General features: G+C 53.3%; 23 protein-coding genes. 8 read left to right on the top strand and 15 right to left on the bottom strand.

Features of this window, described 5'->3' with window-relative positions; translation table 11 throughout:
- Positions 1-275: 275 nt before the first annotated feature.
- On the bottom strand, positions 276-836 hold the full coding sequence (gene gmhB, locus H7A81_RS15005; protein ID WP_097118398.1) for a D-glycero-beta-D-manno-heptose 1,7-bisphosphate 7-phosphatase: 561 nt from the start codon (positions 834-836) through the stop codon (positions 276-278).
- 188 nt (positions 837-1,024) lie between these two features.
- Here gmhB and metN point away from each other — a divergent pair, with 188 nt between their 5' ends.
- The 6 genes from metN to proS all read left to right on the top strand — a co-directional run bounded on the left by metN (position 1,025) and on the right by proS (position 6,582).
- Entirely contained in the window at positions 1,025-2,056 is a 1,032-nt protein-coding gene (gene metN / locus H7A81_RS15000) for a methionine ABC transporter ATP-binding protein MetN (RefSeq protein ID WP_166934138.1), read from the top strand.
- Positions 2,049-2,702 carry a methionine ABC transporter permease MetI gene (locus tag H7A81_RS14995; RefSeq protein ID WP_034829428.1) on the top strand — a complete coding sequence of 218 codons (654 nt, stop codon included), beginning with the start codon at positions 2,049-2,051 and terminating at the stop codon, positions 2,700-2,702. The genes metN and H7A81_RS14995 overlap by 8 nt, the downstream gene beginning before the upstream one ends.
- Before the next feature lie 37 nt (positions 2,703-2,739).
- On the top strand, positions 2,740-3,555 hold the full coding sequence (locus H7A81_RS14990; protein ID WP_034829430.1) for a MetQ/NlpA family lipoprotein: 816 nt from the start codon (positions 2,740-2,742) through the stop codon (positions 3,553-3,555).
- 115 nt (positions 3,556-3,670) lie between these two features.
- Complete coding sequence (rcsF, locus tag H7A81_RS14985; protein WP_034829432.1) at positions 3,671-4,072, top strand: Rcs stress response system protein RcsF; 402 nt, start codon at positions 3,671-3,673, stop codon at positions 4,070-4,072.
- A complete protein-coding gene (tsaA, locus tag H7A81_RS14980) occupies positions 4,069-4,773 on the top strand; it encodes a tRNA (N6-threonylcarbamoyladenosine(37)-N6)-methyltransferase TrmO (protein WP_034829435.1) in 705 nt (234 codons plus the stop codon). Before rcsF ends, tsaA begins: the two co-directional genes overlap by 4 nt.
- Before the next feature lie 90 nt (positions 4,774-4,863).
- On the top strand, positions 4,864-6,582 hold the full coding sequence (proS, locus tag H7A81_RS14975) for a proline--tRNA ligase (protein ID WP_097118395.1): 1,719 nt from the start codon (positions 4,864-4,866) through the stop codon (positions 6,580-6,582).
- A gap of 30 nt (positions 6,583-6,612) precedes the next feature.
- Here the strand turns inward: proS and arfB are convergent, their stop codons facing one another.
- Positions 6,613-7,023: an alternative ribosome rescue aminoacyl-tRNA hydrolase ArfB gene (gene arfB / locus H7A81_RS14970; RefSeq protein ID WP_038648886.1), complete on the bottom strand. Its 411-nt coding sequence runs from the start codon at positions 7,021-7,023 to the stop codon at positions 6,613-6,615.
- Positions 7,024-7,239: 216 nt separating this feature from the next.
- On the opposite strand from arfB, the gene H7A81_RS14965 reads away from it, so the two are divergent.
- Together H7A81_RS14965 and rof are read left to right on the top strand one after the other, a co-directional pair.
- On the top strand, positions 7,240-7,440 hold the full coding sequence (locus H7A81_RS14965) for a YaeP family protein (RefSeq protein WP_013507964.1): 201 nt from the start codon (positions 7,240-7,242) through the stop codon (positions 7,438-7,440).
- Complete coding sequence (rof, locus tag H7A81_RS14960; RefSeq protein WP_034829442.1) at positions 7,427-7,690, top strand: Rho-binding antiterminator; 264 nt, start codon at positions 7,427-7,429, stop codon at positions 7,688-7,690. Before H7A81_RS14965 ends, rof begins: the two co-directional genes overlap by 14 nt.
- Before the next feature lie 40 nt (positions 7,691-7,730).
- On the opposite strand, the gene H7A81_RS14955 is transcribed toward rof, so the two are convergent.
- The 13 genes from H7A81_RS14955 to bamA form a co-directional block, all read right to left on the bottom strand.
- Complete coding sequence (locus H7A81_RS14955; protein ID WP_034829444.1) at positions 7,731-8,039, bottom strand: cytochrome c; 309 nt, start codon at positions 8,037-8,039, stop codon at positions 7,731-7,733.
- Positions 8,040-8,053: 14 nt separating this feature from the next.
- A complete protein-coding gene (gene tilS, locus H7A81_RS14950; RefSeq protein ID WP_182057906.1) occupies positions 8,054-9,355 on the bottom strand; it encodes a tRNA lysidine(34) synthetase TilS in 1,302 nt (433 codons plus the stop codon).
- Positions 9,356-9,408: 53 nt separating this feature from the next.
- A complete protein-coding gene (locus tag H7A81_RS14945) occupies positions 9,409-9,798 on the bottom strand; it encodes a VOC family protein (protein WP_182057905.1) in 390 nt (129 codons plus the stop codon).
- 72 nt (positions 9,799-9,870) lie between these two features.
- Complete coding sequence (locus tag H7A81_RS14940; RefSeq protein WP_182057904.1) at positions 9,871-12,021, bottom strand: lysine decarboxylase LdcC; 2,151 nt, start codon at positions 12,019-12,021, stop codon at positions 9,871-9,873.
- Positions 12,022-12,351: 330 nt separating this feature from the next.
- On the bottom strand, positions 12,352-13,311 hold the full coding sequence (accA, locus tag H7A81_RS14935; RefSeq protein WP_034829454.1) for an acetyl-CoA carboxylase carboxyl transferase subunit alpha: 960 nt from the start codon (positions 13,309-13,311) through the stop codon (positions 12,352-12,354).
- 12 nt (positions 13,312-13,323) lie between these two features.
- Positions 13,324-16,806, bottom strand: coding sequence for a DNA polymerase III subunit alpha (dnaE, locus tag H7A81_RS14930; protein ID WP_058962060.1), 3,483 nt, complete (start codon positions 16,804-16,806; stop codon positions 13,324-13,326).
- A 31-nt stretch (positions 16,807-16,837) separates the two neighbouring features.
- Positions 16,838-17,464 carry a ribonuclease HII gene (gene rnhB, locus H7A81_RS14925; protein ID WP_034829460.1) on the bottom strand — a complete coding sequence of 209 codons (627 nt, stop codon included), beginning with the start codon at positions 17,462-17,464 and terminating at the stop codon, positions 16,838-16,840.
- The gene (lpxB, locus tag H7A81_RS14920; RefSeq protein ID WP_058962062.1) at positions 17,457-18,605 is read right to left on the bottom strand and encodes a lipid-A-disaccharide synthase; all 1,149 of its coding nucleotides are present in this window, start codon (positions 18,603-18,605) and stop codon (positions 17,457-17,459) included. The genes rnhB and lpxB overlap by 8 nt, the downstream gene beginning before the upstream one ends.
- Positions 18,606-18,608: 3 nt before the next feature.
- Entirely contained in the window at positions 18,609-19,397 is a 789-nt protein-coding gene (lpxA, locus tag H7A81_RS14915) for an acyl-ACP--UDP-N-acetylglucosamine O-acyltransferase (RefSeq protein ID WP_182057903.1), read from the bottom strand.
- Positions 19,398-19,400: 3 nt separating this feature from the next.
- Positions 19,401-19,856, bottom strand: coding sequence for a 3-hydroxyacyl-ACP dehydratase FabZ (fabZ, locus tag H7A81_RS14910; protein WP_013507953.1), 456 nt, complete (start codon positions 19,854-19,856; stop codon positions 19,401-19,403).
- A 194-nt stretch (positions 19,857-20,050) separates the two neighbouring features.
- On the bottom strand, positions 20,051-21,076 hold the full coding sequence (gene lpxD / locus H7A81_RS14905) for a UDP-3-O-(3-hydroxymyristoyl)glucosamine N-acyltransferase (protein ID WP_045813806.1): 1,026 nt from the start codon (positions 21,074-21,076) through the stop codon (positions 20,051-20,053).
- Between the two features lie 3 nt (positions 21,077-21,079).
- Positions 21,080-21,580, bottom strand: coding sequence for an OmpH family outer membrane protein (locus tag H7A81_RS14900; protein ID WP_034829472.1), 501 nt, complete (start codon positions 21,578-21,580; stop codon positions 21,080-21,082).
- A gap of 95 nt (positions 21,581-21,675) precedes the next feature.
- Positions 21,676-23,361 (bottom strand): outer membrane protein assembly factor BamA (gene bamA / locus H7A81_RS14895; RefSeq protein WP_182057902.1); only part of this gene is annotated, 1,686 nt, incomplete at its 5' end.

The following is a 23,361-nucleotide window of genomic DNA, read 5'->3' as shown; positions in this document are numbered from 1 at the left end:
ACACAGATTGTCTGATAAATTGTTAAAGAGCGGTGCAATCAGCGCCTTAAGCTGCTGTTGCGAGGTGGCGTATATTACGCTTTCCTCCTTCAGAGTCAAACACTTTTTTCAGCGTTTTTCTCCGGTGGGATGAATTTCTTCACTCCCTGCTGAGCCGTCTGCGTTGCCGCTTTGCCGTCTCAGTGGTGGCGCATTATAGGCAGGTTCTGAGGAAGCGCAAGGGCAATTTTCAAGTTTTTATTCGTTCGCTTGAAAATTGCACAAAACCGCCTAAATCAGCCCTTTTTAATGCGTCCAGGCAGCTCTGACAGGCTGTTAAGCACCCAATCTGCTGCATTTTCGCCTTCAGCGGTGACCGGCTTACCAGTACGCACCAACACTTTCGTGCCCACACCTGCTGCTGCTGCTGCCTGCATATCTTCTATTTTGTCACCTACCATATAAGAAGCAGTCATATCGATGTTCAGATGCTTCTGCGCAGAGAGCAGCATACCCGGCTGCGGCTTACGGCAATCACATACCTGGCGATACTCTTCTACTGTTGCATCTGGCAGATGAGGACAGAAATAGATGCCATCAAGATCGACATCACGATCCGCCAGCGACCAATCCATCCATTCGGTGAGCTGCATAAACTGGTCTTCGGTAAACATGCCGCGCGCAATACCGGACTGGTTGGTCACCAGTACCAGCGCGAAGCCCATCTTCTTTAGCACCTGTAACGCTTCAATGGTGCCATCGATGAATTCAAAATTATCGATTTCGTGAACATAACCATGATCGACATTCAGGGTGCCATCACGATCCAGGAAAATAGCGGGGACTTTATTCGACACGTAGAAACTCCTGCTGCAAATAATGCCGCACAGTATCGCATGATTGCATATATAGAGAGAATGGCAGATTGAATGACTTCGATTGATTTAGCCGTCTGGATGCCTTAACATCCATCCAAATTTCACGCAGCGCAATCGCGTGAAACCCGATACACCACGGACAACGTAACACGATAACTATTAAACTAATGATTAAACTCGAAAACATTACCAAAGTGTTCCAGCAAGGTTCACGCACCATTCAGGCGCTTTCCAACGTCAGCCTGCACGTGCCTGCTGGACAGATTTATGGCGTCATCGGTTCTTCCGGTGCCGGTAAAAGTACGCTGATCCGCTGCGTTAACTTGCTTGAGCGTCCAACATCAGGACGCGTTCTGGTTGATGGTCAGGATTTGACTGCCCTCTCCTCCTCAAAACTGACGCTGGCACGCCGTCAGATTGGCATGATTTTCCAGCACTTCAATCTAATGAACTCACGTACCGTAGCCGGTAACGTTGCGCTGCCGCTTGAATTGGGCAACCTGTCACGTGAGCAGATCAAAAACCGCGTAACGGAACTGCTGGAGTTAGTTGGACTGGCGGACAAGCACGACAGCTGGCCTGCGAATCTTTCGGGTGGACAAAAACAGCGTGTGGCGATTGCGCGTGCGCTGGCCACGAATCCAAAAGTTTTGCTGTGCGACGAAGCCACCAGCGCCCTCGACCCAGCAACCACGCGTTCCATCTTAGAGTTACTGAAAGACATCAACCGCCGTCTGGGGATCACTATTCTGCTGATCACTCATGAGATGGATGTGGTGAAACGCATCTGCGATCAGGTTGCTGTTATCAGTAATGGCGAACTGATTGAGAAAGACAGCGTCAGTGAAGTGTTCTCACATCCTAAAACGCCACTGGCTCAGCAATTCATTCAATCGACGCTGCATCTGGATATCCCAGACGATTACCAGCAACGTATGACACCGCAAGCCACAGCTGAAAGCGTCCCGCTGTTGCGTCTGGAGTTCACCGGCAAATCAGTAGATGCGCCGCTGCTGTCAGAAGCTGCTCGTCGCTTCAATGTGAATAACAACATCATCAGTGCCCAGATGGATTATGCCGGAGGCGTGAAGTTCGGCATCATGCTGGCCGAGATGGATGGCAGTGAAACAGACACACAGGCAGCGATTGCCTGGCTGAAAGAAAATCATGTGAAAGTAGAGGTACTGGGTTATGTCTGAAGCGATGCTGTGGTTACTGACGCGTGGCGTCTGGGAAACGCTGATGATGACCTTCGTCTCTGGTTTCTTTGGTTTTGTACTCGGCCTGCCCGTCGGCGTGCTGCTGTATGTCACTCGCCCAGGGCAAATTCTGGCCAATGGCACACTTTATCGCGTGCTCTCAGCGGTGGTGAATATCTTCCGTTCAATCCCCTTCATTATATTGCTGGTGTGGATGATTCCTTTCACGCGCATGATTGTCGGCACCTCCATTGGTTTGCAGGCTGCAATCGTGCCACTGACAGTCGGCGCCGCACCTTTCATTGCGCGTATGGTCGAGAATGCGCTGTTAGAGTTGCCAACCGGTTTAATCGAAGCCTCACGCGCGATGGGCGCGACTCCCCTGCAGATCGTACGTAAAGTGCTGCTGCCAGAAGCCCTGCCGGGTCTGGTGAATGCCGCTACAATTACTCTGATTACGCTGGTCGGCTATTCCGCCATGGGTGGCGCGGTCGGCGCAGGTGGCTTGGGTCAGATTGGCTATCAGTATGGTTACATTGGTTATAACGCCACTGTGATGAATACCGTGCTGATTTTGCTGGTTGTTCTGGTGTATCTCATTCAATTCTGTGGCGACCGCATTGTCCGTGCTGTGTCACATAAATAAGTAAACAACATCAATAGTCCTCTATTAAGGAAGGGATATGTCTTTCACATTTAAAAAGATTGCCGCTGTGGGTGCTCTGATTGGCGCAATTGCGCTGGCAGGATGCGATCAGAAAGCTAAAGACCCAAACCACATCAAAGTGGGTGTGATTGTCGGTGCTGAGCAGCAGGTTGCTGAAACCGCAGTGAAGGTCGCTAAAGAGAAATACGGTCTGGATGTTGAGCTGGTGACCTTTAACGATTACGTGCTGCCGAACGAAGCATTAAGCAAAGGCGATATCGATGTTAACGCCTTCCAGCATAAGCCTTATCTGGATCAGCAGATCAAAGACCGTGGCTATAAGCTTGTGCCAGTGGGTAACACCTTCGTTTATCCGATTGCTGGCTATTCAAAGAAAATCAAATCACTGGATGAACTGCAAAACGGTGCACAGGTTGCGATTCCTAACGATCCAACCAACCTCGGTCGTTCACTGCTGCTGCTGCAGAAAGTCGGCCTGATCAAACTGAAAGATGGCGTGGGCCTGCTGCCAACCTCTCTGGATATTGTTGAGAACCCTAAAAACCTGAAGATTGTTGAGCTGGAAGCACCACAGCTTCCACGTTCACTGGACGATCAGCAGATTGCGCTGGCGGTGATCAACACCACTTACGCCAGCCAGATTGGCCTGACACCTGCGAAAGATGGCATCTTTGTCGAAGATAAAGATTCTCCTTACGTGAACCTGATCGTCAGCCGTGAAGATAATAAAGATGCGGAAAACGTGAAGAAATTTGTTCAGGCATATCAGTCTGATGAAGTTTCTGAAGCCGCGAACAAAATCTTCAACGGTGGTGCAGTTAAAGGCTGGTAATTTTCGCCTTTGATGCCATCCAGGGCGGCTTCGGCCGCCCTTTCTTTTTGCTGACTTGTTATTTAATCCCGTCCTTGTTTCAATAACGCCACTTTTTACTACTGAGGATGTTGCCATGCGTTTTTTACCGCTCTGCTTGTTAGCATTGATGCTAACCGGGTGTGTCCATGAATATCACCCAATAAGCAGTGCTCCCGCCCGCCCGCAACCATCATCCAGCGAACCAGAACGTAAGCCTGCTCCACGTCCTGCACCGGTAAAAATTTATACCGATGCCACCGATCTGGTCAGTAATCCGTTCCGCGATCTGGGCGAAGTCTCTGCCGATGATTGCCAAAGCAGCAGCCAGGATTCGCCACCGAATATCAATACCGCGCGTAAGCGTCTGCAGATTAAAGCTGCCGGGATGAAAGCGAACGCGATATTGCTGCATAAATGCGAAATCGTCACCAGCACGCCGGGCTGTTATCGCCAGGCAATTTGCCAGGGCTCAGCACTGAAAGTTTCCAATCAATGAGTGATTTTGCCTTTGCGCAAATCGGCGTCATTCGTTCGCCGTGGAAAGAAAAATTTGCCGTACCGCGCCAGCCTGGACTAGTTCAGGATGGCGGCGGCGAGCTGCACTTGTTGCCGCCTTATAATCAGCCAGAAGCGGTGCGCGGGCTTGAAGCCTTCAGCCATCTTTGGGTGCTGTTTGTTTTCCATCAGACCATGGAAGGCGGTTGGCGCCCAACCGTACGCCCTCCTCGCTTAGGTGGCAACGCACGCATGGGAGTCTTCGCCACCCGATCCACCTTTCGCCCTAACCCCATCGGCATGTCGCTGGTCGAATTGAAAGGCATTCGATGTGAAAAGCAGCAGGTGATTCTGCAACTCGGTAGTCTGGATTTAGTCGATGGCACACCGGTAGTCGATATCAAACCCTACCTGCCGTTTGCTGAAGCCCTGCCCGATGCCCGCGCCGGCTTCGCGCAGAGCGCACCGGATGCCACCATGCCCGTGCGTTTCTCTGCTCTGGCGCAAAACCAAATCCAGCAGCAGAAGAACTATCCCCATCTGGCACGTTTTATCGCTGACGTTTTAGCGCAGGATCCCCGCCCCGCTTACCGTAAAGGTGAAGCGGAAGATCGTGAGTATGCTGCCTGGCTACTCGACTTTAACGTGCGCTGGCGTATCGATGAGATCGGCACAGAAGTGATCGCTCTCGATCCACGCTAAAACAAGCTTTTGAGTGAATGATCTCGCTGGTACACTAGCCGCCAGAAAATTTATTGTCCGTGTCCTTCCGTACAACTGGAATCGTAATCAATGCGTACTACTCAATATCTGCTCTCTACTCTGAAAGAGACGCCATCCGATGCGGAAGTGATCAGCCACCAGCTGATGCTGCGCGCCGGTATGATCCGTAAACTGGCTTCTGGTCTTTATACCTGGCTGCCGACCGGTGTTCGCGTGCTGCGAAAAGTTGAAAACATCGTACGCGAAGAGATGAACAACGCGGGTGCGATTGAGATCTCCATGCCGGTGGTTCAGCCTGCCGATTTATGGGAAGAGAGCGGCCGTTGGGAGCAGTACGGCCCAGAACTGCTGCGCATTAAAGATCGTCACGAGCGTCCGTTCGTGTTGGGTCCAACTCACGAAGAAGTGGTCACCGATTTGATCCGCAACGAGCTGAGCTCGTACAAGCAGCTGCCGCTGAATCTGTATCAAATCCAGACCAAATTCCGTGACGAAGTGCGCCCTCGTTTTGGTGTGATGCGCTCACGTGAGTTCATCATGAAAGATGCATACTCCTTCCACACCTCACAGGAATCCTTACAGGAAACCTATGATGCGATGTATCGCGCTTACAGCCAGAGCTTCAGCCGTATGGGGCTGGATTTCCGTGCGGTGCAAGCGGATACCGGTTCGATTGGCGGTAGCGGCTCTCACGAATTCCAGGTGCTGGCGCAGAGCGGTGAAGATGATGTGATCTTCTCCAGCGAATCCGATTACGCCGCTAACATCGAAAAAGCCGAAGCACTGGCGCCAGCGGGCGAACGTCCGGCTGCGACTCAGGCGATGACGCAGTTCGCGACGCCAAACGCCAAAACGATTGCCGAATTGGTTGAGCAACATCAGATCCCGGTAGAAAAAACCGTGAAAACGCTGATTGTGAAAGGTGCGGAAGAGAGCGGCCATGCGCTGGTTGCCTTGTTGGTTCGCGGCGATCATGAACTCAACGAAATCAAAGCCGAGCATCTGGATATCGTTGCCTCTCCGCTGGAGATGGGCAGTGAAGAAGCGATTCGCGCCGCCGTTGGCGCAGGTTTTGGTTCTATCGGCCCGGTTGGTCTAAGCATGCCTGTGATTGCTGACCGCACCGTTGCCAAGATGAGCGATTTCTCTGCAGGCGCCAACATTGATGGTCAGCACTTTGCCGGCATCAACTGGCTGCGCGATCTGCCAGAAGCGCGCGTAGAAGATATCCGTAACGTTGTCGAAGGCGATCCAAGCCCGGATGGCAAAGGCACGCTGCAAATCAAACGTGGTATCGAAGTCGGTCACATCTTCCAGCTGGGTACCAAGTACTCTGACGCAATGAAAGCGGCAGTACAGGGTGAAGAGGGCCGCAACCAGATCATGACCATGGGTTGCTACGGCATTGGTATCACCCGTGTTGTCGCCGCGGCCATTGAGCAGAACCATGACGAACGCGGCATCATCTGGCCAGCCGCGCTGGCACCGTTCGAAGTGGCGATTTTGCCAATGAACATGCAGAAATCGTTCCGTGTGAAAGAGTTGGCTGAAGAGCTTTACAGCCAGCTGCGTGCCAAAGGCATTGATGTGATTCTGGATGACCGCAAAGAGCGCCCAGGCGTGATGTTCGCTGATATGGAACTGATTGGCGTGCCACATACTATCGTCATCGGTGACCGTAACCTCGATAACGAAGAGATCGAGTACAAGTCGCGTTCATCCAGCGAGAAGCAAATGATCAAACAGCACGATATTGTCGAGTTCCTGGCAAAAGCGCTGAACAAGTAAGACTAAAACGCCTCCAGCTGGAGGCGTTTTTCATTGCACTTTTCCCCGCATCGCTTTCACATTACTGCGCCGTGATTTCCCCTCGAGCCGCCGCTCTTTAGATGCACGCGTGGGTCGTGTCGCCCGCCGGGTTTTTTCCACCGTGGTTAACTCACGAATCAGATTGATCAGCCGCTGCAGGGCCGCCTCGCGATTCATTTCCTGGCTGCGATACTCCTGAGATTTGATGATCACCACGCCTTCTGCCGTAATCAAATGGTGGCTCGCAGCCAATAGGCGTTCCTTGTAGAACGGTGGCAGCGAAGAGGCATGGATATCAAAACGCAGATGGATAGCAGTAGACGTTTTATTCACATGCTGCCCGCCCGCACCTTGTGCACGAATGGCACTGAGCTCGACCTCGTTGTCTGCAAGTGAAACTGAACGCGACAGCACGATCATCTGTCACCTGCCTTTAAGAACGATGTTGTGTCGCGGAATAACCTGTTCATCAACTTAACCTTTTGTGCGCCGCCTTCCTGCTTAAGGCCAGCGCTGTGTGTCACTTTTACACTTTTCTTTGCACAGATCGCGGCTTCCCCTGGCTGATTTCCATGAAAATCCTGTGATATAGTCGCTTATCAACCAGAGTATTTAAGCTCTGCTGAGGAGGTGTATGTGCAAAAGTATTGTGAGTTAGTTCGCCAGAAGTATGCCGAAATCGGCAGTGGCGACCTGGGGTATGTGCCAGACGCGATAGGTTGCGCGCTAAACGCACTCAACGATATTGCCGCTAATTCTGCGCTAAACTCTTCTGTCAGGGAACAAGCAGCTTACGCTGCTGCTAACTTATTGGTGAGCGACTATGTTGACGAATGAAGCCTACAAACCCATCAACTGCGATGACTACGATAGCCTCGAGCTCGCCTGCACCAAACACTGGACGCTGTCTTTGCAGTTAAAAAACGGCGATCAGCTTAAGGCGAAAGCCGTTGACATGGTCTCACGTAAAAACGTGGAGTACCTGACGGTCGATCTCTCCGGTGAAACCCGCGAACTGCGTCTTGACCATATCGCCAGCTTCAGTCATCCCGAGCTGGGCACCGTCATCGTTAGCGAAGACGAATAACTACCACATTCGGGCGGGAATGCTATCCCGCCCCCCTCGCTTACGGCTTCAGCGAACTGTAATACGCCGATAAATCTTCCATATCCTGATCGCTCAATCCTGCCACAAACGCTTTCATCACTTCTGCCTGACCACCGCTACGCTCCCCTTTTTTATATGCCTGCAAGGAGTGCAGCAGGTAAGGCGCATGTTGCCCGGCAAGATTGGGATAAAGCGGCACAGCACTTTTCCCTTCCGCACCATGACACGCCAGGCAGGTTGCTGCTTTTTGCGCGCCTGCATTCACATCGCCGTCGGCAAAAGCCGGCAACGCTGCGGCCAGCAATGCTGCCGCCATCCAGTGTTTCATCATTGCTCTCCATCTTATTGTTGTTGTAACCAGATCGCTTGCCAGCCTTGCTCATGACTGGCCGCACCTTCGTGGGTGACAAAGATTCCCGGTGCACAGATCAGCGTCTGGTTGTAGTAAATCAAGGGGATACGCTCCCGCTGCCAGGGTGGCACACCTAATTCCTGCCACAATTTTTTTATCTCGCGGCCTCCGGCGCGGCCCAGCAGATGATAATAGCCGCTGGCCTGAAAACGAACGTTGATCGATTCGTCCTCGGTGGGATGACGCAAGGTGGCGATCGCCGGGTTTGCCTGTAATACGCCTAAATTCTCGGGCAGCCGCAGCAGTTGTTCACGATCATGCCAGGTTAGCGAGTGCTGACTCAGCGATGCATGCGCGTTAAGCCAATACAGCCGCTGTCGATACCGGCGGAGTGTAAAGGCAGCAAAACTCAGGCTGGGATTGGCATCTTCACGGCTACACATCACTTCATCGGTGATACGTTTTAAGGCATCACGTGAAGGCATCGCGCCGCCCTGCTGTGCAATCCAGCGACGCAAAAGCGCATGGCGCCGCGCTTCGCTCATCGTCAGCAATGGCGGAAAATGCAGTGCGCCCTGTTCATCAGTGAGCTGGGCCAACTGTTCTGCCAGCAGTTCATCCAGCAATTGTTCCTGCTCACCACACAACGCGGCACTGCGGGCGCTGGCGGCGCTAAAATGTGGCCAGCGCGTCTGCAGCAACGGCAGAATGTCCTGACGAAGAAAATTACGGTCATAGCGGCTGTCGGCGTTACTTTCATCCTCGATCCAGCGTAAGCGGTGCTCCGTCGCATAGGTTTCGAGTTGCTGACGACTGATATCCAGCAACGGGCGCAGGTGCGAATGTTTTCCCACCTGACGCTGGATGGGCATCGCCGCCAATCCTGCTGGACCACTGCCCCTTTTTAACGCCAACAACAGCGTTTCACACTGATCGTCAAGGTGCTGAGCCGTAAGTAAGTGCTCACCGGGTTGCAGCTGTTGCAATAACGCCTGATAGCGTGCTTCACGGGCCGCCGCCTCAATGCCCTTTACACGACCATCCACCTGAACGCGCAACACTTCGCAGGGAATCTGCCACTGCTGACAGATTTGCAGGCAATGTGACGCCCAGCGCTCCGCATTTGGGCTTAATCCATGATGGACGTGCAACGCGCGCACCTGCAGCTGTGGCATCAGGCGTTGCCAGCTCACCAGCTGATGCAGCAGTACGGTGGAATCCAACCCGCCACTGAACGCCAGCACACAGCGGGCGTCGGGTTTCAGTAACGAAGCAAGATGGGAAAAGGACATAGCGTAATCCGTCAACGCGAACCGCCTGATTGCGGCCCGCAGCGGTGGCTAGTTTACGCTTGATAGAGCTCCAGCGGCAAACCGTCTGGATCCGTAAAGAAAGTGCACGCTTTGCCGGTCAGGGCATCAATGCGGATGGGTTCGCACTCCACGCCTTTCGCAGCCAACGCGGCAATCGACTGTTCAACATCATCAACACAAAACGCCAGATGACGCAGACCGCAGGCTTCCGGCCCACTGACGCGTGGCGGCGGCGAGGGGAACGAGAACAGTTCGATGGTATAAACCCCGTTCAGTCCCAGATCCCCTTTCCACGAATCACGCTCGGCGCGGTAATACTCACCCAGCAAATCAAAACCTAACACGTCACAGTAAAACGCCTTACTGCGCTGATAATCGGTGGCAATAATGGCAATGTGGTGGATCTGTTTTATCTGCAGCATAGCGGCTCCTAAAGAATCAGCCGCTAAGCCTACGTGCTCGGTAGCGCGCTGAAAAGAGGCAATTGTCCGAAGTTAACGGCTGTTTTCCTCACGGAGCACGCGCACCAGATAGCGCCCATCGTCGGTCAGCGTTGCACCATGGATATCGGTTTCAAATCCAGGATAGTGCCGTCCAATCGTGCAGAGCATCAGCAGAAAATCGAGCACCGCGCGACTCTCCTCCGTGATCATCTCGCCAGGCATCACCAACGGCACGCCCGGAGGATAAGGCAGAATCATGTTGGCAGAGACCCGGCCCACTAACTCACGGATATCGACGGTTTCGACTTGCCCCTGCACCTGGCGCTGGAAGGCCTGATGCGGCGTCATTTTTGATTCAGGTAAAACGTCGAAAGCCTTAAGCATCAGGCGTGGCAGATCGTGTTGTTGAATCAGATTATGAATGCCCTGCGCCAATGTCTGGATACGCATATTGCGATAGAAGTCGGGGTCTTCCGCGTAGAGATCCGGCAGCATGTTTTTCACCCGCAGATTAAGATCGTAGGCGCGTTTGAATTCAGTCAGACCACGCAGCACGCTCATGGCTTTGGTTTTATCGATGCCGATACTGAACAGGAACAGCAAATTGTACGGCCCGGTCTTCTCTACCACCACGCCGCGCTGATCGAGGAACTTCGCCACCAGCGCCGCAGGAATGCCTTCATCCGCCATTTTCCCCAATTCACTCATTCCGGGCGTCAGGATGGTGACTTTGATCGGATCGAGGTACATGTGATCACGATCGGCATGGGTGAATCCATGCCAGTCCTCTTCGCCTGGCTGGATCGGCCAGCACTCAGCTTCATCGATCTGCTCAGGCTGCCAGATGTCGAAGAACCAGCCATCGCACTCTTCACGCAGTCGCTGAATCTCACGACGGAAGTGCAAAGCGCGCTCAACTGAGCGATTGATCAATCGCTTTCCCGGATTACCGCGCAGCATCGCCGCCGCCGTTTCAATCGATGAGACAATCGCGTAACTCGGTGATGTGGTGGTGTGCATCATGTAGGCTTCATTAAAGGTGTCGTGGTCGTAATCACCTTTGATGTGAATCAGCGAGGCCTTCGAAAACGCCGCCAGCAGTTTGTGCGTCGACTGCGTTTCATAAATCACTTTGCCGGGAATACGCTCCCCGCTCATACCACTTTTGCCGCTGTAGATGGGATGAAAGTTGGTATACGGCACCCAAGCCGAATCGAAATGAATCGACGGCACATCCAGCGTCTCTTTGATGTACTGGGTGTTATACAACAGGCCATCGTAAGTGGAGTTGGTGATGACGGCATGCACCGGCCAACTGGCGCGTGGTGTCTGATTAACTTTCTGCTGAATGCTGTCGCGTGTGAATTCCCGCTGCGGGATCCCCCCTAAAATGCCCAGCGCATTACGCGTCGGCTTGAGCCAAATCGGGATGATGTCGCTCATCATCAGCAGATGGGTGAGTGACTTGTGGCAGTTACGATCGATCAATACCGTGCTACCTGCCGGCGCGGCATACATCCCAACAATTTTGTTCGAGGTTGAGGTGCCATTGGTCACCATATAGCTTTGTTCAGCGCCAAAAGTACGTGCCACATACTCTTCTGCTTCGAGGTGCGGGCCAGTGTGATCGAGCAGAGACCCCAGTTCGGTGACGGAGATGGAGACATCCGCCTTGAGCGTGTTTGCACCGAAGAAGTCATAGAACAGGCTGCCCACCGGGCTTTTCTGGAAGGCGGTGCCGCCCATGTGGCCTGGCGTACAGAAGGTGTATTTGCCCTCTTTCACATAGGTGAACAGCGCCTTGGTGAGCGGCGGCATGATTTTATCGATGTACTCATCGGTGTACTGCCGAATGTGCAATGCGATGTCGTCAGCGGCATTGAGCGCGTACTCAAAGAATTGCAGCGCCATGCGCATTTCGTTAATGCTGACATCCATCTGCGAATGGGTGTTAATAAAGGCATACAGCGGCAGATATTCGTTGAGCTGGTTGATGTCGCTGCACAGCGCCAGACTGTAATCGTCCCAGTCAAAAACCACGCCGCAGATACGCGGGTTGTGTTCTATCAGTTTCAGCAGGTCGCTGGCATTGTTGGGATAGACGGTCTGGAACCCTTGCAGTTTGAGGGCTGCGTCCAGTTCACGAATCGGTTCATCTTTGTAGAACGCGCCGTGCGGTCCCATGATCGCGATAATATTCAATGCTCACCTCCTGTGGTGTTATGGCACTGAATAAGGATAGCGAAAAGTGAGAGGGGAATGTTCTGGAATGCGGTGTTGTTGTTTAGGGGGGATTGCTGTCAATTGGGTGCCAGGGCCAGCAAAGGCCAGCCCGATCGCAAAGGAACAACGCATCCATGCAGATCGGCCGGGCCGTCCATGGACCGGACGCTTTGCTCATCGGGCTAACCTTCTCTGCCCGGTTAGAACGTCATGGCTGCCCAATTCATAGCCGTCTGAACGATCTCGCTCAGTAATTAGCGGGCATAAAAAAGCGGACCGGTGTCCGCTTTTCTTCATGAGCAAGCCAGCTTACGCGTAGCCATAGCTCATCAGGCGCTGATAACGACGGTTAAGCAGCTCTTCCGTGCTCAGCACGTCGAGATCGGCCAGATCCGCCAGCAGTTGCTTTTTCAAGCTTGCCGCCATATCCACTGGTTGACGATGCGCGCCGCCCAATGGTTCAGGGATGATCGAATCGATCAGCTTCAGCTCTTTCAGGCGATCGGCGGTGATGCCCATCGCTTCCGCAGCTAATGGCGCTTTATCGGCGCTTTTCCACAGGATTGACGCGCAGCCTTCCGGTGAAATCACCGAGTAGGTGCTGTACTGCAGCATGTTCACTTTGTCGCCCACGCCAATTGCCAGCGCACCACCGGAACCGCCTTCGCCAATCACGGTACAGATGACCGGAATTTTCAGACCTGACATTTCACGCAGGTTGCGTGCGATGGCTTCTGATTGTCCACGCTCTTCGGCGCCCACACCAGGGTATGCACCCGGGGTGTCGATGAAGGTGATCAGTGGCATTTTGAAGCGTTCAGCCATTTCCATCAGTCGCAGCGCTTTACGATAGCCTTCTGGTGCTGGCATACCGAAGTTACGACGGATTTTCTCTTTGGTTTCACGGCCTTTCTGATGGCCAATGACCATCACCGGACGACCATCAAGACGGGCAATACCGCCGACAATCGCTTTGTCATCGGCATAAGCGCGGTCGCCAGCCAACTCATCGAAATCATCAAACGCGTTGCGGACATAGTCCAGCGTGTAAGGGCGCAGCGGGTGACGCGCGAGCTGCGCAACCTGCCATGCACCTAAATCGGAGAAGATTTTACGGGTCAGCTCAACGCTTTTTTCGCGCAGACGCTGCACTTCTTCATCCAGATTAATATCGTGTTTCTCATCCGAACGGCCAATTGACTTCAGCGAGTCGATTTTCGCTTCCAGTTCTGCGATTGGCTGTTCAAAATCCAGGTAATTAAGACTCATAATGTTCCTGTTTTAGTCAAACTCCAGTTCCACCTGCTCCGATCCTACTAACGACCGCAAATCGTTGAGTAAACGATCGCTGGGCGAAATACGCCACGCTGCACCAAAGCGCAGCTTCGCCCGCGCATCTGCTCTCTGATAATAGAGATGCACCGGAATGGTCCCGGAGCGATGAGGCTCCAGAGACTGGCGGAGACGGTTTAAAAGCTGGTCATCAATTTGCCTGTCCGTCAGCGAGATAGCAAGTCCGCGCGCGTATTTTTCCCGCGCTTCGTCGATGTCCATCACTTCTCGAGCGGTCATTTTAAGGCCACCGCTAAAGTCATCAAAGCTGACCTGTCCACTGACGATCAGGATACGGTCTTTCTCCAGCAACTGCTGGTATTTATCTAACGCATCGGTAAATAACATCACTTCCAGACGACCAGAGCGATCGTCGAGAGTACAAATACCAATTCGGTTGCCGCGTTTCGTGACCATCACGCGAGCGGCAATCACCAGCCCCGCCGCGATGGTTACTTTACCACGATCCGTCGGATGCATGTCCTTCAGGCGCATGCCGCCAACGTAGCGATCAATTTCTTTAAGATACTGATTAATTGGGTGGCCGGTGAGATACAAACCCAGCGTCTCACGCTCACCGTCCAGTTGAATCTGTTCCGGCCATGGCGTGATGTTGGTGTATGACTTCTCCACCTGTTCAGGCTCTTCGGCCAGCACGCCAAACATATCTGCTTGTCCGGTCGCTTCCGCTTTTGCGTGCTGATCCGCAGCTTTCAATGCATCGCTGAGCGCGCTCATCAAGGCAGCACGATGCGGACCGAGGCGATCAAAAGCTCCCGACATGATCAGCTTTTCCATCACACGACGGTTAATCTTTTTCGTATCGGTGCGAGCGCAGAGATCAAACAACTCTTTGAAGTAGCCGCCTTCATTACGTGCTTCGATGATGGCTTCAATCGGCCCCTCACCCACGCCTTTAATGGCGCCGATACCATAGACGATTTCGCCTTCATCATTCACATGGAACGGATACAAGCCAGAGTTGATATCGGGCGGCAGCACTTTCAGGCCCATGCGCCAGCACTCATCCACCAGGCCAACGACCTTCTCGGTGTTGTCCATATCGGCGGTCATTACCGCTGCCATAAATTCTGCCGGGTAGTGCGCTTTCAGCCACAGCGTCTGGTAAGACACTAAAGCATAGGCTGCCGAGTGCGACTTGTTAAAGCCATAACCCGCAAACTTCTCTACCAGATCGAAGATCTTCATCGAGAGTTCACCGTCAACACCCATGCTTTCTGCACCGTCCTGGAACACCGAACGTTGTTTGGCCATCTCTTCGGGTTTCTTTTTACCCATTGCACGGCGCAGCATATCCGCGCCACCCAGGGTATAACCCGACAGCACCTGAGCGATCTGCATCACCTGTTCCTGATACAGGATGATGCCGTAGGTGGGTTCCAGTACCGGCTTCAGGGTTTCGTGCTGCCACTGAATATCCGGGTACGAAATTTCTTCACGGCCGTGCTTACGGTCAATGAAGTTATCAACCATGCCCGATTGCAGCGGTCCCGGGCGGAACAGTGCCACCAGTGCAATCATATCTTCAAAGCAGTCCGGCTTCAGACGCTTGATCAGATCTTTCATGCCGCGTGATTCAAGCTGGAAAACCGCTGTGGTTTCCGAGCGTTGCAGCATATCGAAGCTTTTCTTGTCATCCAGCGGGATGGCGGCGATATCAATCGGCTCCAACCCTTCTTTGGCGCGGCGCGGGTTAATCATCTTCAGCGCCCAGTCAATGATGGTCAGCGTGCGCAAGCCGAGGAAGTCAAACTTCACCAGGCCGGCGTATTCCACATCATTCTTATCAAACTGAGTGACCGGGAACTGGCCGTTTTCATCACAATAGAGCGGTGCGAAATCGGTAATTTTGGTCGGTGCGATAACGACACCACCGGCGTGTTTACCGGCGTTACGTGTGACACCTTCCAGCTTGCGCGCCATATCGATCAGCGCTTTGACCTCTTCATCTGCCTCGTAGATTTCCGGCAGCTGCGGTTCCGCTTCAAAGGCTTTTTCCAGCGTCATGCCGGGATCCGGCGGGATCAATTTGGAGATGCGATCCACAAAGCCATACGGATGCCCCAGCACACGTCCTACGTCGCGGATAACCGCTTTCGCCGCCATGGTACCGAAGGTGATGATTTGCGAAACCGCTTCGCGCCCATACATCTCGGCAACGTGATCGATCACCTGATCGCGCTTCTCCATGCAGAAATCGACGTCGAAGTCGGGCATGGAGACACGTTCCGGGTTAAGGAAGCGTTCGAACAGCAGGTCAAATTCCAGCGGGTCGAGGTCAGTGATTTTCAGCGCATACGCGACCAGAGAACCAGCACCCGAGCCACGGCCCGGCCCAACCGGGATACCGTTATCCTTCGACCACTGGATAAACTCCATGACGATCAGGAAGTAGCCAGGGAAGCCCATCTGGTTGATAACGTTAAGTTCAATCTCAAGACGTTCATCATATTCTGGCCGCTTCTCTGCACGCACCTTGTCATCCGGGAACAGGAATTCCAGACGCTCTTCCAGCCCTTCACGAGACTTCATGACGAGGAAATCTTCAGTCGTCATTTCCCCGGTGGGGAATTGCGGCAGGAAGTATTCACCCAGGCGTACCGTGACGTTACAACGCTTAGCAATCTCTACGCTGTTTTCCAGCGCTTCCGGGATGTCCGAGAACAGCTCGCACATCTCCTCTTCGCTGCGCATATATTGCTGAGGACTGTAATGACGTGGGCGTTTTGGATCGTCCAGCGTGAAGCCATCATGAATCGCCACGCGAATTTCATGGGCGTCAAAATCTTCTTCGTTGAGGAAACAGACTTCGTTGGTGGCCACCACCGGCACACCTTCGGCAATCGCTAACTCAACGGCGGCATGCAGATAAGCCTCTTCATCGGCGCGTCCGGTACGCGTCAGCTCGAGGTAATAACGATTGGGGAAATGTTCCTGATAGAAACTGAGGCACTGCGACACCAGCGCACTGTTGCCGCGCAGTAGACTGCGGCCAACATCGCCCTTGCGTCCACCGGAGAGCAGAATGATGCCTTCACCCAGTTCGACCAGCCAGTCACGGTCAATAATCGGTCCGGCAATGCCATATCCACGCTGATAGGCACGGGAAATTAACAACGTAAGGTTCTGATAACCGGTGTTGTTGGCGGCAAGGACCGTGAGTTGTGTCAGCTCATCGCCCATCAACTCGCTGGCGACGTGGAAATCCGCACCAATAATCGGTTTGATGCCTGCATCGTGCGCACTGCCGTAAAAACGCACCAACCCGCAAAGGTTGATGTAATCGGTAATCGCAATCGCCGGCATACCCAGCGCAGCCGCCTTCTTGACCAATGGCTTAGTTTTCGCCAGGCCATCGACCATCGAATAGTCGCTGTGTACGCGCAGATGTATAAAACGAGGTTCAGCCATATCAGTTTCCGATTAAAACAGCGTCAGGCTATTAAAGCGCAGTCGGCTGACGCGCGGCCAGCACATCAGCATCAATCAGGGCATTTCGCACCGGTGCAAAGCTGCGGCGATGATGTGGCGTGGCACCAAACTGCGTCAATTTTTCCATATGCAACGCAGTTGGGTAACCTTTGTGCTGGGCAAATCCATATTCCGGGAACAACAGATCCAGCTCGGCCATTTCACGATCACGCGTGACTTTCGCGATGATCGAGGCTGCACTGATCTCTTGTACCAGGCTATCGCCCTTCACCACCGCCTGCGATGGCATGGGCAATGCCGGACAACGGTTGCCATCGATCAACACAAAATCAGGCGTAACAGGCAGACCCGCTACCGCACGCTGCATCGCCAGCATAGTGGCGTGCAGAATGTTGAGTTGGTCGATCTCTTCAGGCTCCGCACGGCCGAGGCTCCAGGCTAGCGCTTTCTCTTTGATCTCATCATACAGCGCCAGCCGACGCTTTTCGGAAAGCTTCTTTGAGTCGGCCAGCCCTTTAATCGGATTCGCGGGGTCGAGGATGACTGCTGCAGTGACAACGGCGCCTACCAGCGGACCTCGCCCCACTTCATCCACGCCAGCAATGCGCTGTGCGTTTGGGTAGATAAACTCAGTCATTGGCAATCTCCAGTACGGCGTCCGCGGCTTGCTCATCAGCATTCCAGCGAATCTGTTGATGCAACTCGTTGAAGGTGTTCAGCAGGTCATCGCGCTCTGGTCCGGCATGCAACAGAGGTTCCAGCGCAGCCGCCAGTGCCTCTGGCTGGCACTCTTCCTGCAACAGCTCTTTGACCAACTCCCGACCCGCCAGCAGATTGGGCAGTGAAACGTACGGCGTTTTCACCAAACGCTTCGCCAGCCAGAAGGTAAAAGGTTTCATGCGGTAACCGACCACCATCGGACACTTCGCCAGCATGCACTCCAGCGCAGCAGTGCCGGATGCGAGAATCGCCGCATCGCTGGCGATCATCGCCTGACGGCCTTTGCCATCCAGCAAATGCATCGGTAGCTCGGGTGCCACTTCAGCTTTAATCTGTTCAAACTGTTCGCGGCGTTTGGCATTGACCAGCGGCACCACGATTTCCAGCGCGGGATAACGCTGACGCAATAACTGCGCCGCACGCAAGAAATCCGCACTCAGCATTTCCACTTCTGCACCACGGCTACCCGGCAGCAAGCCCAGACAGATCGCATCCTCCGCGATGCCTAACTCACGTCGCGCCGCAGATTTGTCTGGCTGCAGCGGCATGGCATCTGCCATGGTATGGCCGATAAAGCGGCAAGGTACGTTGAATCGATCGTAAAACGCTTTTTCAAACGGCAGAAACGCCAGTACCAGGTTGGTATTGCGGCCAATTTTGAACACGCGTTTTTGTCGCCATGCCCACACGGAAGGACTGACGTAATGAATGGTGCGAATTCCTGCGCGCTTCAGGCTGCCTTCCAATGTGATATTGAAATCTGGCGCATCAATGCCAACAAACACATCCGGCTTGAGTTCGGTGAAGCGCTGCGTTAAATCCTTGCGAATTTTCAGCAAGCGGCGCAAGCGGCCGAGCACTTCAACAATGCCCATCACCGCCAGCTCTTCCATTTCATACCAGACTTCACAGCCTTCAGCCTGCATCAGCGGACCGGCAACGCCGACAAAGCGGGCATCGGGATGACGCGCTTTGAGCGCACGGATAAGACCTGCACCAAGAATATCGCCGGAGGTTTCTCCGGCGACCAGGGCAATCGTTAAGGGACGCACTGACATGGATTAACGAATCAATCCACGCGTCGAACGGGCAAAGAAGTCATAGAAAGGCTGCACTTCGCTGTGTTGTTTTGCCAGCTCTTCAATCTCTGGTTTCACTTCATCCAGCGTTTTACCACTGCGATACAGCAGTTTGTACGCATTGCGAATCGCGTGCAGTGCTTCTTTGCTAAAGCCACGGCGTTTGAGGCCTTCGATGTTGATACCGAACGGGGTCGCGTGGTTGCCCTGCGCAATAACGTACGGTGGGACATCCTGCGCAACGCCTGAACAACCGCCAACCATCACGTGTGCACCAATGGTGCACCACTGGTGGACTGCCGTCATCCCGCCGATAATCGCGAAATCATCCACGGTGACATGGCCACCCAGCGTGGCGTTGTTGGCAAAGATGCAACGGTTACCAATGACGCAATCATGCGCGATATGCGCATTGACCATCAGCAGGTTATCACTGCCGATTTTGGTGAGGTTGCCACCCTGCGTCGTACCACGGTGAATGGTGACGCTCTCGCGGATGCGGTTGCGATCGCCGATTTCAACACGGGTCGGTTCACCGGCATATTTCAGGTCCTGGTTCACTTCACCAATCGAAGCAAACTGATAGACCTGATTATCTTTACCGATACGCGTGTGGCCATTCACCACCACGTGCGATTTGAGCACCGTACCTTCACCAATTTCCACGTTAGCGCCGACAAAGCAGAACGGGCCGATGTGAACATTGGCGCCGATGACGGCACCTTCTTCAATGACGGAACTGGGATGAATATTGGCGGTTGAATCAATCACTAATTATGCCTCCCGGCTACGGGCACACATCATGGTCGCTTCACAGACAATCTTGCCGTCTACCGTTGCCACGCCTTTGAAGCGCGTCAGACCACGACGAGTTTTCTCGAAGGTGACTTCCATAATCATCTGATCGCCCGGTACCACTGGACGTTTGAAGCGGGCTTCGTCGATACCGGCGAAGTAATACAGCTCGCCGGGTTCCAGTTTTCCAACGCTTTTGAACGCCAGAATACCGGTTGCCTGCGCCATTGCTTCCAGAATCAGAACGCCTGGGAAAATCGGCTTACCAGGGAAGTGTCCCTGGAAAAACGGTTCATTAACAGAAACGTTCTTCACCGCACGCAGATATTTATGCTCTTCAAATTCCAGCACGCGGTCAACCAGCAAGAACGGATAGCGGTGCGGCAGCAGTTCTAAAATCTCTTCGATTTTCAGAGTATGCGTTTCAGTTGTCAAAATACTCTTCCTGTCCTAAAAAATCTGATGGCAATAATAACACGGCCTGCACAGATCAAAATGATCCTCCGCAGGCCGCAAATCAGTTCGGTGGCGTAACGCTTTCCTGAGAGACCTTTTAACGCTTTCGGGTTAAGCCGAAGTTGTAAAAAGGCACGCTGCTTTATTATGAAAGCGGGTAGCAAGCGATGCGTTTAGTCGTCTTTGCCGACCTTACGTTCGATGGCTTTTAAGCGTTTGCTTATTTCATCGATATTCATCACCAGCGCTGCCGTTTTACGCCAGGTTTTGTTGGGTTGCAGTGGGATACCCGATGAGTATACCCCAGGCTCTGTGATCGGGCGCATTACCATGCCCATGCCCGTTACGGTCACTTTGTCACAGATTTCCATATGGCCGTTAATGACGCTGGCGCCGCCAATCATACAATAACGTCCAATCTTCAGACTACCCGCCATGATCACACCGCCCGCAACGGCCGTGTTATCTCCAATCACAACGTTGTGCGCAATCTGACACTGGTTGTCTATGATAACACCATTGCCGATCAGAGTGTTATCCAGTGCACCGCGATCGATAGTCGTACAAGCACCAATTTCAACGCGATCACCAATTACCACGGTTCCCAGCTGTGGAATTTTCACCCAATTGCCACGGTCGTTAGCATACCCGAAACCATCGGCACCGATCACGGTACCCGACTGAATCAGACAATCCTGACCAATCTCGATCTCATGGTAAATCGTCACGTTAGCCCACAAACGTGAGCCGCGACCGATACGCGTCTGCTTACCGACAAAACATCCTGCGCCAATCACGACGTCGTCGCCCAGCTCAACGCCAGACTCGATCACCGCATTCGCGCCCACCGAAACGTTCTTACCCAGCGTCGCTGTCGGATCGATCACCGCACTGGGCGCGATATTCTGCGCGGGCTGCGGCGTTGTGTCCAGCAGTTGTGCCATGCGAGCGTACGTTAGGTAAGGATTTTTCACCACCAGGGCAGCGGTTTTACACCACTCCAGATCCGCTTCCGTCAGCACCACGGCTGAAGCCTGGATATGAGCGAGCTGCTCGCGGTAGCGGCTGTTTGCAAGAAAAGTGATTTGACCAGTGGTGGCGGATTGCATAGAAGCAATGCCGGAGATGGCGATATCGCCATCTCCGTGCAATTCTGCATCCAACTGCTGGGCTAAATCAGCCAGTCGAATTGATGACATCGATTATTTAACCTGTTTTACAACGTCAGCAGTGATGTCTTTAGCATCAGCAGAAGAGTACAGAACGGCCTGAGAATCCAGCACCAGATCGTAACCATCGCTTTTCGCTACAGACTGAACAGCGGTCTGGATTTTAGCCAGCAGCTTGTTACGCTCCTGCATCTGACGAGTCTGGTTGTCTTTGTCGAAAGCCTGCGCTTTCTGTTCAAAAGCAGCACGCTCAGAAGCAATCTGCTTCTCTTTCTTGGTGCGGTCGCTGGCCTTCATGGTTGACGCATTGCGCTGCAGATCCTGGATTTCACCCTGGATTTTCTGCTGCTGCGCCTGGAGGTCAGAAGCACGGCTTGAGAACTCGCCCTCAAGCTGTTTAGCAACAGCGGCACGCTGCGGAGACTGCTGGAATACCTGGCTCAGGTTCACGACGGCGATTTTATCGGCCGCCTGGGCACCCGCAGAAGCAGCTAAAGCAACACCCAGAGCAGCAGCACAGAACAACTTTTTCACTATAAACTCCTTACCTCAACGTGTGTGTTTGCAGCGTGTCACGACAGAGCGCGACACGGATGCAAGACGGTATTTTCACTTCCTTGTTCAGAGCCTTACCAGGTTTTACCAATGTTAAACTGGAACTGCTCTGACTTGTCTCCTTCGACTTTCTTCATCGGCTGAGCATATGAGAATACCAGCGGACCTAATGGCGACATCCATTGCAGCGCAATACCGGCAGAGACACGAATGTTATTCGGATCGCTGTAGTCCGGAATGCCCGCCGCACGGGTTTCTGCGGTGTTCTGCCATTTGGTATCCCAGACAGTACCGGCATCCATGAACACCGATGTACGGACTGAGTTAGCGTATTTCTCGCTCAGGAACGGCGTTGGCGTGATCAGCTCAAGGCTGGCAATGGCCATCGCGTTACCACCTACTGCATCATCTGACTTACAGACGCCATTAGCATCGGTCAGATTACAGGTGGAGGAGTGATCGTTCAGGTAAGCCGCTTTCGGACCAATGGTATTGGACTGGAAGCCACGAACCGTACTTGAACCACCGCCGTAGAAGTTCTCATAGAACGGCATCTCTTTTCCACCGAGCCCGTCACCATATCCGACACGGCCACGTCCCAGCACCACCCAGGTGCCATCACGGTTCAGTGGCACGTATTGCTGAGAATCCAACGTCGCTTTGTAGAAGGCGTTATCGGAACCTGGAATAGTCACTTTGCCGTTCAGATTGGTACGGTTACCCCTGGTCGGGAAGAAACCACGGTCCAGCGTGTTGTATGTCCAACCGTAGTTGAAGGTGAAATCATCTGCAGAGAAATCACCTTTATCATTCAACTCCTGATGGCGGCCAACCGAGTCAAGATAACGCCACATCGCAATCTGCGGTTGCATGTTGGACAGGTCGTTATGCACGTAACCCAGGCCCACACGCAGCGTGTTGTTCTCATTAACCGGGAAGCCTAACGTGCCGTCCACACCATAACTTCTGTTGGTATAGTCAGACAGGTCAGCATCATTCGCTTTAAAGTCGTTATAGAATAAACGACCCCCCAGGCTCACGCCGTCGACGGTAAAGTACGGATCGGTCAGTGAGAATTCAGCGTAGGTCTGGTAATCGTTTTTGGTACCGCTGATGCCAACGGTATTACCGGTACCGAGCCAGTTGTCCTGGGTCACACCCACCTGGAAGCTGACGCCACTTTCAGTACCGTAACCTACACCAAAGTTGAAGGTACCGGTGTTTCGCTCTTTCACCTTGTAGACGACATCGACCTGGTCCGGAGAACCTGGCACGCGCTGGGTGTCCACATCAACGGTTTCAAAGTAACCGGTGCGGTTCAGGCGTTCTTTACCCTGATCAACCAGGTCGCTGCCCAACCATGCGCCTTCCATCTGACGCATCTCACGGCGCAGCACGGAATCTTTCGACGTATCGTTACCTTCGAAGCGCACTTTACGCACGTAATAACGGTTACCGGCATCCACATTGATATGCAGTTTAACGGTTTTGTCTGCATCGTTAATTTCCGGCTGTGTCACCACACGCGGATAGGCATAGCCATAACGACCCAGCAGTTTTTTGATGTCGTCTTCCATCTGGGTGACTTTGGTGCCGTTGTACAGCTCACCCGATGGAATACGCGTCATCTTTTCGATTTCCGCAGAGTGGCCCGCCATGCTGCCGTTCACGATCACGCCGGCAATCTTATACTGATCGCCTTCGTTGATGTTCACAGTGATGTAGATGCCTTTTTTATCTGGCGTCAGGCTCACCTGAGT

The organism is Pantoea sp. ME81, from assembly GCF_903970985.1.
GTDB lineage: Bacteria > Pseudomonadota > Gammaproteobacteria > Enterobacterales > Enterobacteriaceae > Pantoea > Pantoea communis.
This window is presented reverse-complemented; position numbering and strand designations above follow the sequence as displayed.